Origin of the sequence: Noviherbaspirillum malthae, assembly GCF_015352985.1 — a bacterium.
Taxonomy (GTDB): Bacteria; Pseudomonadota; Gammaproteobacteria; order Burkholderiales; family Burkholderiaceae_D; genus Noviherbaspirillum; species Noviherbaspirillum malthae.
Window position 1 is genome coordinate 1 of record NZ_JACYXF010000106.1, and the last position, 14426, is coordinate 14426.

Genomic DNA, 14426 nt, shown 5'->3' on the forward strand with positions numbered 1-14426 from the left:
GGCCATGGAAGCCTCCCATCAAAGAGATTTCCATAGCATTCATGAACTTCCGGATCGCCATATTTCCAAATAGCAAACGCGACATTTCTATTTGGGGGAAACCGGACATCTCTATTTGGGACCTACACGCCATATTTGTCAGAAGCGGTTTTACGTTAATGATTTCCATCCTGCACTGCTGGAATGACGATGCCCGCGCGCTCTTCATCAAACTCGCTTAGTTCGACCGCCTTGCGTCCATCTATCGACTTAATTGAAAAAAATGTATTGCGCAGACATTGTCAGCAGCCTACGCTTTTGTCAGAGGACTACGCTCGCCTTCGCTGCAGCCCGGCGTCAAATACTGCTCCAAAGAAAAACCATTCAGCAGAAGTGCCACCCAACCGATGGAGGATAGACATGAACGACAAGCTAGATACCCGAAGTGTGAGCGAAAGCGAGAATCCTGCAATACCTTCCCCTACCCCCAAGGTCAGCCGGCCGCAGAGGAACAAGGACTGGTGGCCGAATCAGCTGGACCTGTCGGTGCTTCACACGCACTCGCACATGTCCAGTCCGATGGAAGAGGACTTCGACTATGCACAGAAATTCAAGGAAATCGATGTCGAGGCATTGAAGCAGGATTTGATCGAGGTGATGACCACCTCGCAGGAATGGTGGCCGGCCGACTACGGCCACTACGGGCCGCTGTTCATCCGCATGACCTGGCACGCCGCGGGCACCTATCGCATTGCCGACGGCCGCGGCGGCGGCGGCGAGGGCCAGCAGCGCTTTGCTCCGCTCAACAGCTGGCCGGACAATGCCAATCTGGACAAGGCGCGCAGGCTGCTATGGCCCATCAAGAAAAAATACGGACAAAAGATTTCATGGGCAGACCTGCTGGTCCTCGCCGGCAACGTGGCCTATGAATCGATGGGCTTCAAGACTTTCGGCTTCGGCTTCGGCAGGCCCGACGTATGGGAGCCCGAAGACATTTTCTGGGGCCCCGAAGATGCATGGCTCGGCGACGAGCGCTACAGCGGCGACCGCGAGCTGTCCAAACCGCTCGCCAATGTGCAGATGGGCCTGATCTACGTCAATCCCGAAGGGCCGGGCGGCAATCCCGATCCCTTGGCGGCTGCGCGGGACATCCGCGAAACCTTCGCCCGCATGGCGATGAATGACGAGGAGACGGTTGCGCTCATCGTCGGCGGCCATACCGTCGGCAAGACGCATGGTGCGGCGCCGGCGGTCGGCAATGTCGGCCCGGAGCCGGAGGGCGCTTCGGTCGAACATCAGGGCCTGGGATGGCATAACAAGTATGGCAGCGGCAAGGGACCTCATGCGATCACCAGCGGCCTCGAAGGCGCCTGGACCAACAACCCGACCAAGTGGGACAACGGTTTCCTCGAAAACCTGTTCAAGTATGAATGGGAGCTGACCGAGAGTCCGGCGGGAGCCAAGCAATGGAAGCCGAAGAACCCCGAAGCGCAGGGAACGGTGCCGGATGCGCATGATCCGTCCAAGCGGCACGCGCCGACCATGCTGACGACGGACCTGTCGATGCGGATGGACCCGATCTACGGACCGATTGCAAAGCGCTTCCACGACAACCCGGACCAGCTCAACGAGGCGTTCGCCAAGGCCTGGTTCAAGCTGCTCCACCGCGACATGGGTCCTCTTTCGCGCTATCTGGGCCCATGGATTCCGGCGCCGCAGCTGTGGCAGGACCCGGTACCGCCGGTCGATCATGAACTGATCAACGACCAGGACATTGCTGCTCTGAAGAGCACGGTCCTTGGCGCGGGCCTGTCCGGTTCCGACCTGGTTTCCACCGCCTGGGGTGCTGCCGCAAGCTACCGCGGCACCGACAAGCGCGGCGGGGCCAACGGCGCAAGGATCCGTCTTGCGCCGCAAAAGGATTGGGAGTCGAACGAGCCGCCGCGGCTGGCCAAGGTGCTCGCTGCGCTGGAGCAGATCCAGAAGGACTTCAACGGCAAATCCGGTAACAAGAGAGTGTCCCTGGCCGACCTGATCGTCCTCGCCGGCTGCGCAGCCGTTGAAGATGCCGCCAGGAAGGCGGGCTTCAACGTGACCGTTCCGTTCGCACCGGGCCGCACCGACGCCTCGCAGGAGCAGACGGACGTGAACACCTTCGACGTGCTCGAACCGACAGGCGACGGCTTCCGCAATTATTTCCGTGCGGATGATCCGCTGTCGCCGGAAACCCGCCTGCTGGACCGCGCCAATCTGCTGAAGCTGACCGCGCCGCAGATGACGGTTCTCGTGGGCGGCATGCGCATGCTCGGTGCGAATCACGGGCAGTCGAAGCTCGGCGTGTTTACCGAACGTCCCGGCACGCTGAGCAACGACTTCTTCGTCAACCTGCTTGACAGCGGCGTGGCATGGCGGCCTTCAACCTCGGAGAAAAACGTGTACGAAGGCACCGACCGCGCTAGCGGCAAGGTCAAGTGGACCGCGACGGCTGCCGATCTCGTCTTCGGCGCGCATTCCCAGCTGCGCGCGCTGGCCGAGGTCTATGCCTGCGACGACGGCAAGGAGAAATTCGTGCGCGACTTCGTGACGGCCTGGAACAAGGTGATGAATCTTGATCGTTACGATCTGCTCGCCAAGGGCAACAGCAGCAGGCGCGAGGCGGCAGCGGTTGTCGACTGAGACTGTTGCCTGCTGACGCAGACGTACGCGCGGGCGCGCTTTCGAGCATGCCCGCGCGTACCTGAGGTGCCTGCGGCACGCCGCTCAACATCATGTCAGGGCTGTCCATGGATCAGGATACCGCCAATCCGATGGCTCGCTTCGTCAATGGAAGCGCCTTTTCCGGCGACATGTTCCGGCGGGAGCAGCATGCCGAACGCCTGACAGCTTATCTTGAACGATTGCGCGAAGGCGCCGTCGTGGCCGTCGACGCACCTTGGGGAGAAGGCAAGACCTGGTTCGGCCGCAACTGGGCGGCCTATCTCCAGGCGGCCGGACATACGGTGGTATTCATCGACGCACTTGCGCAGGACTACGTCGAGGAGCCATTTCTGCTGATCGCGGCGGAAATAGCCGATGCGCTGGATAACGGCCACGGCGCCATGCAGGGACTGAGAAAGAAGGCGGCTGACGTGATGAACGCCCTTCTCCCCACGAGGACACGCACCGTGATCAACTACGCAGAACAGACGCCGCCGAATCCGGCCGGGCCGCTGCAGCACGGTCACGACGCGCCCGCCATTGGCGCCGACGATGCAGGAAACTGGTTCGAAAGGAAAATCGAGAATCATGCGCGGGAATCGGCTTCATTCCAACATTTCCGGGATGAGCTGTCAGCGCTCGCGGCAAGACAGCCGAAATCGCTGGTGCTGTTCATTGATGAACTGGACCGATGCCAGCCGGGCTTCACGCTCAAGCTGATCGAGCGATTGCGCAACTTCTTCGACATACCGAATCTCGTCTTCGTGCTGCTGGTTAACCGCAATCAGCTGCACCAGGCAATCTGCCGCGTGCATGGCCTCGATACCGATGCTGCGGCCTACCTGAGCGAGTTCATTCACTTCGTCTTCACTCTGCCGAAGAAGAACTACGACGACTACCCGGGCAGCCGGCAGGCGTCAGCCTATGTCGAACATGCATTCAGCCGCTATGAATTCGACGACTCGCCCGGCCTCGCGATGTTCAAGGCCTGCTTCACCTGGACGGCTGCCTGGCTCGACTTGTCCATGCGCGACATTGAACGAGCGGTTGCGCTGTATGCCTTCGCTTACCCGGTCGAGCAGCACAACTACCTGCTGGCCTACGTCATCGCCCTCAAGATCGGAAGACCGGACCTCTTTGCGCGTCTGCGAAAAAGCGGCGACCTCAATGCGCACCGGGAAGCGCTGGACATGCTGAAACCGATTCGAGCAGGAACCATGTCCCCGCGCCCGCATCGCTATCTCGCGCTACTGATGGAGTGGCATGAAGCGCATGTCAACGGATTTGCCGCCAGCGGCGATACGTTCACCCTGCTGCTGAGGGAGTATGACCAGCGCTCCGGCGATCCGCTCACATGGCGCGACCTGCCTCATGACGAGTTGTGGGATGCGCAAAGGCGCTTGTTCCAGGTGCTGGCGGAACGCATTGACGGTACCGAGTGACAGTGCAGCGGCCTGCGCAATTCTCCGTTGGACGCCTTGCCACGCAACCCGTGGCCTGGCGCGCCGGAACAATAGACCTCCCCTGCTCCGCAGGCCGTTTGCTGGACGCAGGCGTTCTATACTATCGGGCCACATCGATATGAAAAGCGTTTATGCAACCGACACCATTGGAAAGCCAGCTGAATTTTCTGAGAGAAGTCGACCGGCTGAAAACCGTCGTGCGGCAATCGCCGCTGCTCGATCAAAGCCGGAAGGAAAATTCTGCCGAGCACTCCTGGCACCTGGCAATGTATGCCTTGCTGCTGAACGAATATGCAAGCGGGCCTGTGGATACCAATCGCGTCATGCGGATGCTCCTGCTGCATGACGTCGTTGAAATCGATGTCGGCGATTTTCCGATTCACGGCGGATCTTCGAGCCAATTGCAGGCCGAGCAGGAAGCCAGGGCGGCGGCGCGATTGTTCGGCTTGCTGCCGCAGCCACAAGGCCGGGAACTGCTGGCCTTGTGGCAGGAATTCGAGCGTGCGGACACAGAGGACGCCAAGTTCGCGAAGGCGCTCGATCGCTTTCAGCCTCTGCTTGTCAATGTCTTCACCGGCGGCGGGACCTGGACGGAGAACGGTGTTTCGCTTGAACAGGTCCTCTCACGCTATGGTCCCGTCATCAAGAGAGGCGCGCCGCTGCTGTGGACAGTGTGCGAGCAGTGGGTGAAGCAGCACTTTGCAGCGCAGGCAGCGGCAGCGGCGAAGTAGCCTGGTCAAATAGACTGGGATTACTTCACCGGCTTGCGGGTGCTCGGAAGGAAGGCGGTCGCCAGTCCGAGAAGCGGCAGGAAGGATGTCACGCCGTAGACCCAGACGATCCCGTTGTGATCTGCCAGCTGTCCCAATCCGGCGGCGCCGATGCCGCCGATGCCGAACATCAGTCCGAACATCAATCCCGATACCAGTCCGACGCGGCCGGGCACTGCTTCCTGGGCATAGACGACGAGCGCCGCGAATGCCGAGGACATCACCAGCCCGACCGTGCTGGCCAGAACAGCCGTCCAGAACAGGTTGGCATACGGCAGGGCGAGGGCAAACGGAGCGACGCCCAGAAAGGAAATCCAGATGACGGCCTTCCTGCCGATACGATCGCCCACCGGGCCGCCTGCGAACGTGCCGAGCGCCACCGACGCAAGGAAGATGAACAGGAACATCTGGCTTTCCTGGACAGCAAGCCCGAATCGTTCCATCAGGTAAAAGGTGAAGTAGTTCGTGAACGAGGCGATGTAGACGAACTTTGCAAACATCAGGATGCAGATGACCACGACGGCCTGAATGACGCCGGAGCGGCTGAGCCCTTCCTTCTGGTGCTGCGCCAGTCCCTTCAGCTGGGCGTGTCCATGCGTGAGCGTCCATCCGGTGAGGCGGAACAGAACCGCAATGGCAATCAATGCCGCGACAACGAACCAGGCGACCGCGGGCTGCCCGTGCGGGATGACGATGGCTGCGGTCAGCAGCGGCCCGATTGCCGAGCCGGCATTGCCGCCGACCTGGAACGTGGATTGGGCAGTGCCGAAGCGGCCGCCGGACGCCATGCGGGCCACCCGCGATGCTTCGGGATGAAAGGTGGCGGAACCGATGCCGACCACCGCAGCGGCAAGCAGCAGCATGTGGAAGCTGCCGGCGGTCGCCAGCAGCACGATGCCCAATAACGTTACCATCATTCCGCAGGGGAGCAGATAAGGCTTGGGATGCTTGTCGGTGTAGAAGCCGACCCATGGCTGCAGCAGGGAGGCCGTCACCTGGTAGGTCAGTGCAATCATGCCGATCTCGCCGAAGCTGAGCGAAAACTGGGTTTTCAGCATCGGAAAAATGGCGGGCAGCATTGCCTGAATCAAGTCGTTGAGCAGATGGGCGAACGCAGCCGCGCCGACAATGCGGGCAAAGAAGGTTCCTGCGGTTTTCCTCGCGGCGCGGGAGGTGGAAGGAGATGCGGTGGCGTCGAGGGATGCTGTCTTTGTTGTCATGGGTAAATCAGGAAATGCAATGGCTTGCTGACTGTAGGGCGGTGCAGAATGCACCAAAAGGCGTAAGTGTAGTGACAATGAAATAGTCCGTCTCGCGCTAATCTGCCAAGAGGTGTTGAGTTCCTGCCATGCCGGACCAAGTATTGAGAAAGCATCAAGGGTTTCTTGACCCGTGGCCTCGACAGCGATTCAGCGCAATTGACCGGGCCGCCTGCCCCGCATATGCCGCACGCAGCGCATCGACGTTGTTCAAACCGTTTTGAGCGGGAATGCTTGCCTCGATAGAATGTCGGAGTAGTGCCCTGCTTGATCAATTTCCATCACGGAAAATGGAACGCAGGAACCGGCTTGCGCATCGATCGGGTAGTAAATCGGAGCCGCTCGGCAAGGTGCCATCACCGCGAGGGAGAATGAATCCATCACGCTCTGCAATCGTGTTTCCTTTCTTATTCCAGCGCCGTCTGGAGAAGGCAGCCGCGGACTTCCTCGACGAGGCCAATGCCTATTCCGTCGATTTCTCGCGCCCGCACGGCGAAGCGGCGCTGGTCCCTGCGGATTCGTTTTCCTGGCGCGTCTTCAAGAGTCCCGTGGCGCTGTTCCTCGGAGGCATTGCCGCCGTGGTGCTTGAACTCGCGGAGCCGCGGATCAGCGCGGGGGTGTGGAACCACACCAGTTTTCAGAGCGATCCTCTGCGCCGCATTCAACGCACCGGCTTTGCCGCGATGGTGACGGTGTACGGCCCGCGCAGCACGGCAGAAGCGATGATTCGCCGCGTCAGCGGCATGCATGCGCGGATCGGCGGAACGACGCCGGACGGCAAGCCTTATCGCGCCGACGATCCCGAACTGCTGTCATGGGTCTACGCAACAGCCAGCTTCGGCTTCATCGAAGCCTACAGCGCTTATGTATGCAGATTGGCGCCGCAAGACTTCGATCGCTTCTATGGCGAAGGCCGAACCGCGGCGGCCCTATACGGAGCGAAACGCACGCCCGGTTCCCGGTCCGAGATGGCCGCCTTGTTCGCAGACATGCAAGGCGTGCTCGAACCTTCCGACAACCTCTTCGAATTTCTGCGCATCATGGAGCGGGTTCCGGTACTGCCGCCGCCCTTGCACAGGATGCAGCGCCTGCTGGTAAAAGCGGCGATCGAACTTCTGCCGCCGCCTTTTCGCAGGCAGCTGAAGCTTTCGGAACAATGGAGTCTGCAGCCCTGGCAGCGCCGTGCCGTTGCCGCGATGGGTGCGCTGTCCGACCGCATCCTGCTGGCGCCGATGCCTGCCGTTCAGGCCTGCCGGCGCATGGGGCTGCCGGATGACTATCTCTATCGAAGCGACCAAAGCTCTTGAAGCAAGCACGTTCGTCCATCGAAAAGGGCCTGCAGCGCTGTATGCTATGATCCTGCAACTCGGTTGCACGTCGAACATGCCATTGTGCCGCATCCCTATTTCCGCTCGTCCATGATCCGCTTACGCTCCGCGCGCGCCGTTGCCGTGCTGCTGGCAGTGCTGCTGCCTGCACTGATGGCCGCGCAATGGATGGGCGTGCAGCACCGCGTCGCGCATGCCTGGATTGCGGCTGCCGCCGATCATGCGGCAACTAATGCGGACAGCGACGACACCCTGCATTTCGCGCATTCCTGCACGCTGTTCGATGCCGCGGCCTTGGGAGTCACGCTTCATTCCGCCTTTCTCCTTCCTGCCTGCCTGCGCACCCGGATAGCCGATGTCCTTCCGCCGGCGCCGAATGCCGGCCCCGTGCAGGCGTTCACCCATTTCTCGCCGCGCGCACCTCCTTCCATCTGATCTGAACGCACCACGCCGACCGCGCCTGCGCAGGACGCAGCGCCGCTGCCATTGCAATTCAGAATGACGGAGCTTCCATGCAACTTCACCATCGCTTCACGACCGGGTGCGCGCTGCCGCGCGCGGTCATTTTTGTCCATTGTCATCATGCAAGGAGATCGCATGCATAAGGTCATTGCACCGATCGGGCTTTTTCTCGCCGTGGCTTCGGCGTCGGGAGGCGTCATTGCCGCCGGCGCGCACCAGCATGGCGTTGCCCTGCTGACCGTTGCCGCCGAAGATAACAGACTGGAACTGGAACTGAGTGCGCCGCTGGAAAGCCTGGTCGGCTTCGAGCATGAACCGCGCAACGAGAAGGAACGCAAGGCCGTACAGGCAATGAAGGACAGTTTCCGCAAGCCGGAAACCTTGTTTGCTCCAAGCGCGGCGGCGCAATGCACTGCCACTCCTGCGGAAGTGGAACTGCCGGGCGGCGACACCAAGGACGGCCATGCCGACATGCATGCCGCTGTCATGTTCGAATGCAAGACGCCGGCCGCGCTGAAGAACCTTGAGGTCATGCTGTTCGATGCCTTTCCACGGCTGCAGCGGCTGAAGGTTCAGCTGGTAGCGAGCGGCAAGCAGTCCGGCATGGAATTGACGCGGCAGAAGCGCCGGCTCGCGTGGTAGGGACGCGCATGTCCGAACAGTCCGATCAATCTGTCGTGGCCGTCGAGCGGCTGCATTTTCAATGGCGCGGCGCCTCGGCACCCTGCCTCGACATCGACAGCCTGCATCTGCGGCATGCCGAACGCGTGTTCCTGCACGGCCCCAGCGGCAGCGGCAAGAGCACCCTGCTCGGCCTGCTCGGCGGCGTGCTGCTGCCGCAGCGCGGCAGCGTGCGCCTGCTCGATACCGATCTGGCGGCGCTGTCCGGGCGTGCGCGCGACCGCTTCCGCGTCGACCATGTCGGCTTCATCTTCCAGCAGTTCAATCTGATCGCGCATCTGCCGGTGCTGGACAATGTGCTGCTGCCCTGCCGTTTCTCGCAGCGGCGCCATGCGCGCGCATCGCTGGAGCGCAGCGTGCACGATGAAGCGATCCGCCTGCTGGAAGCGCTCGGCCTGGGCACGTCGGTTCTGGACAAGCCGGTCACGCAGCTCAGCGTCGGCCAGCAGCAGCGCGTGGCGGCTGCCCGTGCATTGATAGGCCGTCCGGAGATACTGATCGCTGACGAACCGACGTCCGCGCTCGACGCCGAGCGCCAGGCCGACTTTCTGCAACTGCTGCTGCAGGAGGCATCGGCGGGAGATGCCACGATACTCTTCGTCAGCCATGACCGCCGGCTCGCGGCGCATTTCAGCCGCGAACTGGCGCTGTCCGAGGTCAACCGCGCAAGCACGGGGCGCGCGGAGGATGCGGCATGAAGCACTTCGTCTATCTCGGCGCTCTCGCCCTGCGCAGCGCCTGGAACCGCCGCCTCACCCTCGGTCTGGTGATGCTGACGATCGCGCTCAGCGTAAGCATGCTGCTCGGCGTCGATCGCGTGCGGCGAGATGCGCGCGACAGCTTTGCGCAATCGGTATCGGGTACCGACCTGGTGGTCGGCGCGCGAACCAGCCCGGTGCAGCTCATGCTGTATTCGATATTCCGCATGGGCGAGGCCACCAACAATATCCGCTGGGACAGCGCGCAGCGGCTCGCCCAGCATCCGCTGGTGGCCTGGACCATTCCGCTGTCGCTCGGCGATTCGCATCGCGGCTACCCCGTGCTGGGTACCACGCCGGCGTACTTCGAACGCTTCCGCTACGGCGACGCGAGAACGCTGGAATTCGCGTCGGGCCAGCCCTTCGCCCAGCTCTTCGATACGGTGCTCGGCGCCGATGTGGCGGAGCGCCTGGGCTATCGGCCCGGCGACAGGATCGCGCTCAGCCACGGCATGCAAGACACCGCGCTGAGCCAGCACGGCGACAAGCCCTTCATCGTCACCGGCATATTGCGCCGCACCGGCACGCCGGTGGACCGCACCGTGCATATCAGCCTGGAAGCGATGGAAGCCATCCATCTCGACTGGCAGGGCGGAGCGCGCATGCCGGGGCTCGACATCCCGGCCGAACATGTGCGCAAGTTCGATCTCACGCCCAAGCAGGTGACCGCGGTACTGGTCGGCCTGAAGTCGCGCGCCGCGGTGTTCCGCATGCAGCGCTTCATCAATGAAGTCCGCGACGAGCCGCTTCTCGCCATCCTGCCCGGTGTGGCGCTCGACCAGCTCTGGCAAGTGGTCGGCGTGGTGGAGCGCAGCCTGCTGCTGATTTCTTCGCTGGTGGTGCTGGTGGGACTCTGCGGACTGGTTGCGGTGGTGCTGGCCGGTCTTAACGAACGACGCCGCGAACTGGCGATCCTGCGTTCGGTGGGCGCGCAGCCGATGGATATTCTGGCGATGCTGGTCATCGAAGGCTTGCTGCTGACGGTGATCGGCTGCTGCCTCGGCGTGCTGCTGCTGGCCGGCGCGAGTGCGCTGCTGGGGCCGCTGGCTGAATCGCGCTTCGGCCTGGCGCTGCCGCTGCGCCTGCTGACTGCAGAGGAAGTGCCGCTGCTGCTGGCGGTGGTCGGCGTCGGATTGCTCGCCAGTCTCGTGCCCGGTTACAGGGCTTACCGGCTGTCGCTGTCCGACGGCCTGACGCCGCGCCTTTAATGCAACGAATGCGAACAACGCAACTCACAGGAGAAACATCATGAAGATCCTCCCCGCCCTCCTCTGCTGCGCCATGCTGGCCGTCGGCGCGCCTGCGCTTCATGCGCAGCAGCAGGGCAAGTCCGACTACAAGGTGGGCGAGCGCCTGCCGCAGCCGAAAGCGCCTGCCGCCATGCAGTCCTACAAGGAAATCACATGGGAAGGCCTGGTGCCCAAGAACTGGGATCCGGCGCAGCTGATGAAGGGTTTGGACTTGAACAAGCTCAGCGACAGCGATCCGCGCGCGATGGAAGCGCTGGAAAAGATGCGAAAGGCCTGGAGCGAAGCGCCTGTGGAGCCTTCGCTCAACGGCGCGCGCATCCGCATCGCCGGCTTCCTGGTGCCGCTCGACGCGCAGCGCGGCCAGGTGAAGGAATTCCTGCTGGTGCCCTACTTCGGCGCCTGCATCCATACGCCTCCGCCGCCGGCCAACCAGATCATTCATGCCGTGGCGGTCAAGCCGCTCAAGGAAGTGCAGGTGATGTCGGCAGTCTGGGTCAGCGGGACGCTCGAGACGGCAAGGAGCACGTCCGAGTTCGGCGATTCCGGCTACCGGCTGAAGGCCGACATGCTGGCCCCTTATCAATAAGCTGGACAGGAGATATCAGATGCGATTGACCGCAGTATTCATTTTCATTGCCGCCGTCACTGGCGCTGCACACGCCGCCGAGGACCCGGCCCATGCCAGGACCCTGATCGAACAGCACAAGGCCATCGCCGCCGCGCACCAGGCGGCGGCGCAATGCCTGGCATCAGGCAAGACGGAAGAGATTTGTCACCAGGAGTTGAACAAGACCTGCAAGCAGCTTCCTATCATCGGACCGCTGTGCGGGATGCGCAAGCACCGGCACTGACAAGCGGATCATCTGCAAAACCTGAGTAAAGGAATGTCAGCCATGACTCAACCCGATCGCTTTCATATCCAGCGCATCCGAGGCGAGGACTCGACGCTGATGGACGGCCTGCTCACGATGTTCGGTGGGGCCTTCGAAGACCGCGACACTTACAACAGCAAGCGGCCGGGCAAGGACTATATGGTTCGCCTGCTCGACAGCGATTGTTTCATCGCTCTGGCTGCGGTGATGGAAGGAGAAGTAGTCGGCGGGCTGGCGGCCTATGAGCTGCAGAAGTTCGAGCAGGAGCGCAGCGAGGTTTATATCTACGATCTTGCGGTGTCTGCTGCACATCGGCGGCGGGGTATTGCTACTGCGCTGATCGAGGAGTTGAAGGACATTTCTTCCGCGCGGGGCAGCTATGTGATTTTTGTGCAGGCGGATTACGGTGACGAGCCTGCAATCGCGCTGTATTCGAAACTGGGTGTGCGGGAAGAGGTACTGCACTTCGATATCGCGGTGGGGCGGAAGTAGAGTTGGCAGGAAGAAAGTGGTTGGCCATCCACTCTACATTTCTGCTGCAGCCAGTTAAAAGCAATCGGACGTCGAACCGGCATGCTCCCTCCCCTTCAAGGGCGGCCGGCGAGGTGGACGTAGCAGGGGTTTCGCAACGCCTTGCGTTGCGCCTGCGGAGTCGGAGCCGCTTGCAAGCGGCGAGGTGGAGGGCTAGGGTGGGGATGGGTTACAGCAACGTCACTCAATCCGATTATTTGCAGTAAACCAGACTAAACCTGCTAGATTCTGTCCGATTTCATCGCGTCTTGAAACTAGCCGAATTTCCGAGTTCGGCCAGAAGCAGCCATTTACCAGCGATCCAGAAGTCGAAAACCGAACGCTCACCACTACAAATGTGAGCTTTTTGAATCTTTGCGACAATACCGCTCTAAGTTGTGATTAGGTTCACCGCAGGCATCATGCTTTCCGAATTTCTGACGTTTCTGCTCTCCGGTATTGGCCTCTGTGTTCTCGCGGTATTGGTAGTTTCCGTGCTGTACTGGCTGAAGCTCTTAATTCCTCACAATCCATGAGACATATCCTGATCGTGGACGATGCTGAAGAGATCGTCTACTTATTTCGTCGCAGCTTTGAGGCACAGCGATTTCGCGTGACTGCGGCCCATAGTGGAGAAGGGGCTTTGCAGGCCATCGGCGATGATCCCATTGATGGAATCGTGACCGACTTCCGTATGTTGGGTATGAATGGCGACGAGCTCATCACTCGCATAAGAGAGCGCCAACCGGATGTTCCTGCAATCATCGTGACAGCCTATTCAACCGATCTACCCCCGCAGATTGGTAATACACACGTGTTCAGTAAGCCGGTGTCGCCGCTGATGCTGGTCTACCGGATGACCGATCTGCTGATTGATGTCGAAAGCGCGCGTGAAATAGAAGGCGGCGACCCTGATCTGTCATAGCACAACCCAGCTATTGACCATTATCACTTTATTGCGGGGCGCTTGCCGGCCATTTCCAGTCGGTCAAGAAAATTGCTCAACGCTTCGCTGCCGCTAAAATTGCTGAAGATGAATTGACGATTCCGATTCACCAACTGGATTGTCTGTGTCATCGAAGCAGGCAGGTTTAAGACGATAGGAAACAGGTAATAAGCGACCCACCAAAATCAAACCCGGCTTCCCAGGTGAATCTGAACATAAAAGTCAGTTATGTGTCATAGTGGGACATTGCAGTAGTGAGCGTCCTTGACGCCTTCGCTTACTTCCCCTTTCCAGCTCGCCACAGACAGCCTTCTCTGTCGCCTTCCTGTAAAGACCTGCTCTACCAGGTCGAAATTCGCGCCGATGTACAGTTCAAGCTCGTTTGGCGCTCGTTTCCTCTCTTGTCGCAACAACGTTTGCAAAAGGAAACGTCATGTCCGTTACCCTCAGTGAAGCACGGCTGTACGCCAATCATTTGCTTGCCAAGCTTTCGGATGAGCATTTAGCCCCATTATGTCCGTTACTGGAGCGTGTCCACACCAGGCCGAAAGAGATCCTCCATACCCAGCACGCTCCGATTCAGTATGTCTATTTTCCGTCGAGCGGCGCGTTGTCGAACCTGGTGTTCCTAAACGATGGCTCGGCCATTGAAGTTGGCACTGTCGGCAATGAAGGTTGTTCGGCAATCGAATTGGTCGCTGGTGCCTCCGTCGCGAACGAAACAACTGTCTGTCAGATTGAAGGGGTGAGTCTTCGCATCACTGTGGGCGACTTTAGGAAAACGATTCAAGGGCCAACGCCGTTGCGCCATGTTACCGAAAGTTATCTGCAAGCCTACCTGGCTCAGCTTTCGCAATCCGTTGCCTGCAATCGCAAGCATTCGCTGGAGGCGCGATTTGCGCGCTGGCTGTTGCTTACGCATGACCGAGTGCAGGGCAGAGAATTTCTTCTTACGCAGGAGTTCCTGGCCGACATGCTGGGCGTTCATCGGCCCAGTGTCAGTCTGGTGGCATCCGGCTTTCAGAAAATGGGCATTATTGAGTACAAGCGGGGTCAGATGAAGATTTTGAACCGTGCGGCGCTGGAACATGAATCGTGCGAATGCTACGCGATGGTTCGTGATCAGTTCAAGCGGGTGCTGAACGTGCCATATGGCTAGATCCTGGTCAGGGTTCGGAAGCTGGATAGCCGCTTGAATCATCCGAGGTATCCGTACCGGAAACCAGCAACAGGTATTCGTGCGTCAACCAGTCATTGCCGATCCGTTCCAGCGCCCCCATGGGTGTCTTGAACACGCCGACAGAGACGCCTTGGTCGTATAACAGTAAGCGATCAATAAACACGCCCCTCTATATACAGGGGTGACGCTTGAGGATCAGCGGAGATCTGTTGGCATGTTCCAAGGCAGGAGCGCGTCGTAGTCGTCGACGTTATTGGCCTGGGGTAGTTTT

The 14426-nt window shown here is 60.5% G+C and carries 17 protein-coding genes; 14 read left to right on the plus strand and 3 right to left on the minus strand.

Annotated elements, in window-relative coordinates:
* From IGW03_RS38515 to IGW03_RS35440, 4 genes are all read left to right on the plus strand, one after another.
* Positions 1–221 (plus strand): hypothetical protein (locus IGW03_RS38515; protein WP_228536299.1); only part of this gene is annotated, 221 nt, incomplete at its 5' end.
* A 178-nt stretch (positions 222–399) separates the two neighbouring features.
* Positions 400–2655: a catalase/peroxidase HPI gene (gene katG / locus IGW03_RS35430; RefSeq protein WP_194727097.1), complete on the plus strand. Its 2256-nt coding sequence runs from the start codon at positions 400–402 to the stop codon at positions 2653–2655.
* A 107-nt stretch (positions 2656–2762) separates the two neighbouring features.
* Positions 2763–4118 carry a KAP family P-loop NTPase fold protein gene (locus IGW03_RS35435; RefSeq protein ID WP_194727098.1) on the plus strand — a complete coding sequence of 452 codons (1356 nt, stop codon included), beginning with the start codon at positions 2763–2765 and terminating at the stop codon, positions 4116–4118.
* Between the two features lie 152 nt (positions 4119–4270).
* Positions 4271–4870, plus strand: coding sequence for an HD domain-containing protein (locus IGW03_RS35440; RefSeq protein WP_194727099.1), 600 nt, complete (start codon positions 4271–4273; stop codon positions 4868–4870).
* Between the two features lie 20 nt (positions 4871–4890).
* On the opposite strand, the gene IGW03_RS35445 is transcribed toward IGW03_RS35440, so the two are convergent.
* Together IGW03_RS35445 and IGW03_RS35450 are read right to left on the minus strand one after the other, a co-directional pair.
* Positions 4891–6129, minus strand: coding sequence for an MFS transporter (locus IGW03_RS35445; protein ID WP_194727100.1), 1239 nt, complete (start codon positions 6127–6129; stop codon positions 4891–4893).
* A gap of 249 nt (positions 6130–6378) precedes the next feature.
* Positions 6379–6549, minus strand: a complete 171-nt coding sequence (locus IGW03_RS35450) for a hypothetical protein (protein WP_194727101.1) — start codon at positions 6547–6549, stop codon at positions 6379–6381.
* Between IGW03_RS35450 and IGW03_RS35455 the strand changes: the two genes are divergently transcribed.
* From IGW03_RS35455 to IGW03_RS35500, 10 genes are all read left to right on the plus strand, one after another.
* Positions 6540–7475: an oxygenase MpaB family protein gene (locus IGW03_RS35455; RefSeq protein ID WP_194727102.1), complete on the plus strand. Its 936-nt coding sequence runs from the start codon at positions 6540–6542 to the stop codon at positions 7473–7475. The two genes, IGW03_RS35450 and IGW03_RS35455, sit on opposite strands and share 10 nt — an antisense overlap.
* A gap of 63 nt (positions 7476–7538) precedes the next feature.
* Positions 7539–7931 (plus strand): hypothetical protein, encoded by a 393-nt coding sequence (locus IGW03_RS35460; RefSeq protein WP_194727103.1) that lies wholly within the window; start codon positions 7539–7541, stop codon positions 7929–7931.
* Between the two features lie 162 nt (positions 7932–8093).
* Positions 8094–8600, plus strand: coding sequence for a DUF2796 domain-containing protein (locus IGW03_RS35465; RefSeq protein ID WP_194727104.1), 507 nt, complete (start codon positions 8094–8096; stop codon positions 8598–8600).
* 8 nt (positions 8601–8608) lie between these two features.
* Complete coding sequence (locus tag IGW03_RS35470; protein WP_194727105.1) at positions 8609–9337, plus strand: ATP-binding cassette domain-containing protein; 729 nt, start codon at positions 8609–8611, stop codon at positions 9335–9337.
* The gene (locus IGW03_RS35475; RefSeq protein ID WP_194727106.1) at positions 9334–10605 is read left to right on the plus strand and encodes an ABC transporter permease; all 1272 of its coding nucleotides are present in this window, start codon (positions 9334–9336) and stop codon (positions 10603–10605) included. The genes IGW03_RS35470 and IGW03_RS35475 overlap by 4 nt, the downstream gene beginning before the upstream one ends.
* Positions 10606–10645: 40 nt before the next feature.
* Positions 10646–11233: a DUF3299 domain-containing protein gene (locus tag IGW03_RS35480; protein WP_194727107.1), complete on the plus strand. Its 588-nt coding sequence runs from the start codon at positions 10646–10648 to the stop codon at positions 11231–11233.
* A 19-nt stretch (positions 11234–11252) separates the two neighbouring features.
* A complete protein-coding gene (locus IGW03_RS35485) occupies positions 11253–11498 on the plus strand; it encodes a hypothetical protein (RefSeq protein ID WP_194727108.1) in 246 nt (81 codons plus the stop codon).
* 42 nt (positions 11499–11540) lie between these two features.
* Complete coding sequence (locus IGW03_RS35490; protein WP_194727109.1) at positions 11541–12011, plus strand: AAC(3)-I family aminoglycoside N-acetyltransferase; 471 nt, start codon at positions 11541–11543, stop codon at positions 12009–12011.
* Positions 12012–12561: 550 nt separating this feature from the next.
* Positions 12562–12954 carry a response regulator gene (locus IGW03_RS35495; protein WP_194727110.1) on the plus strand — a complete coding sequence of 131 codons (393 nt, stop codon included), beginning with the start codon at positions 12562–12564 and terminating at the stop codon, positions 12952–12954.
* Between the two features lie 454 nt (positions 12955–13408).
* Positions 13409–14134, plus strand: a complete 726-nt coding sequence (locus IGW03_RS35500) for a Crp/Fnr family transcriptional regulator (RefSeq protein ID WP_194727111.1) — start codon at positions 13409–13411, stop codon at positions 14132–14134.
* 7 nt (positions 14135–14141) lie between these two features.
* Here IGW03_RS35500 and IGW03_RS35505 read toward each other — a convergent pair whose 3' ends face one another.
* Positions 14142–14318 (minus strand): hypothetical protein, encoded by a 177-nt coding sequence (locus tag IGW03_RS35505; protein WP_194727112.1) that lies wholly within the window; start codon positions 14316–14318, stop codon positions 14142–14144.
* Between the last annotated feature and the right edge of the window lie 108 nt (positions 14319–14426).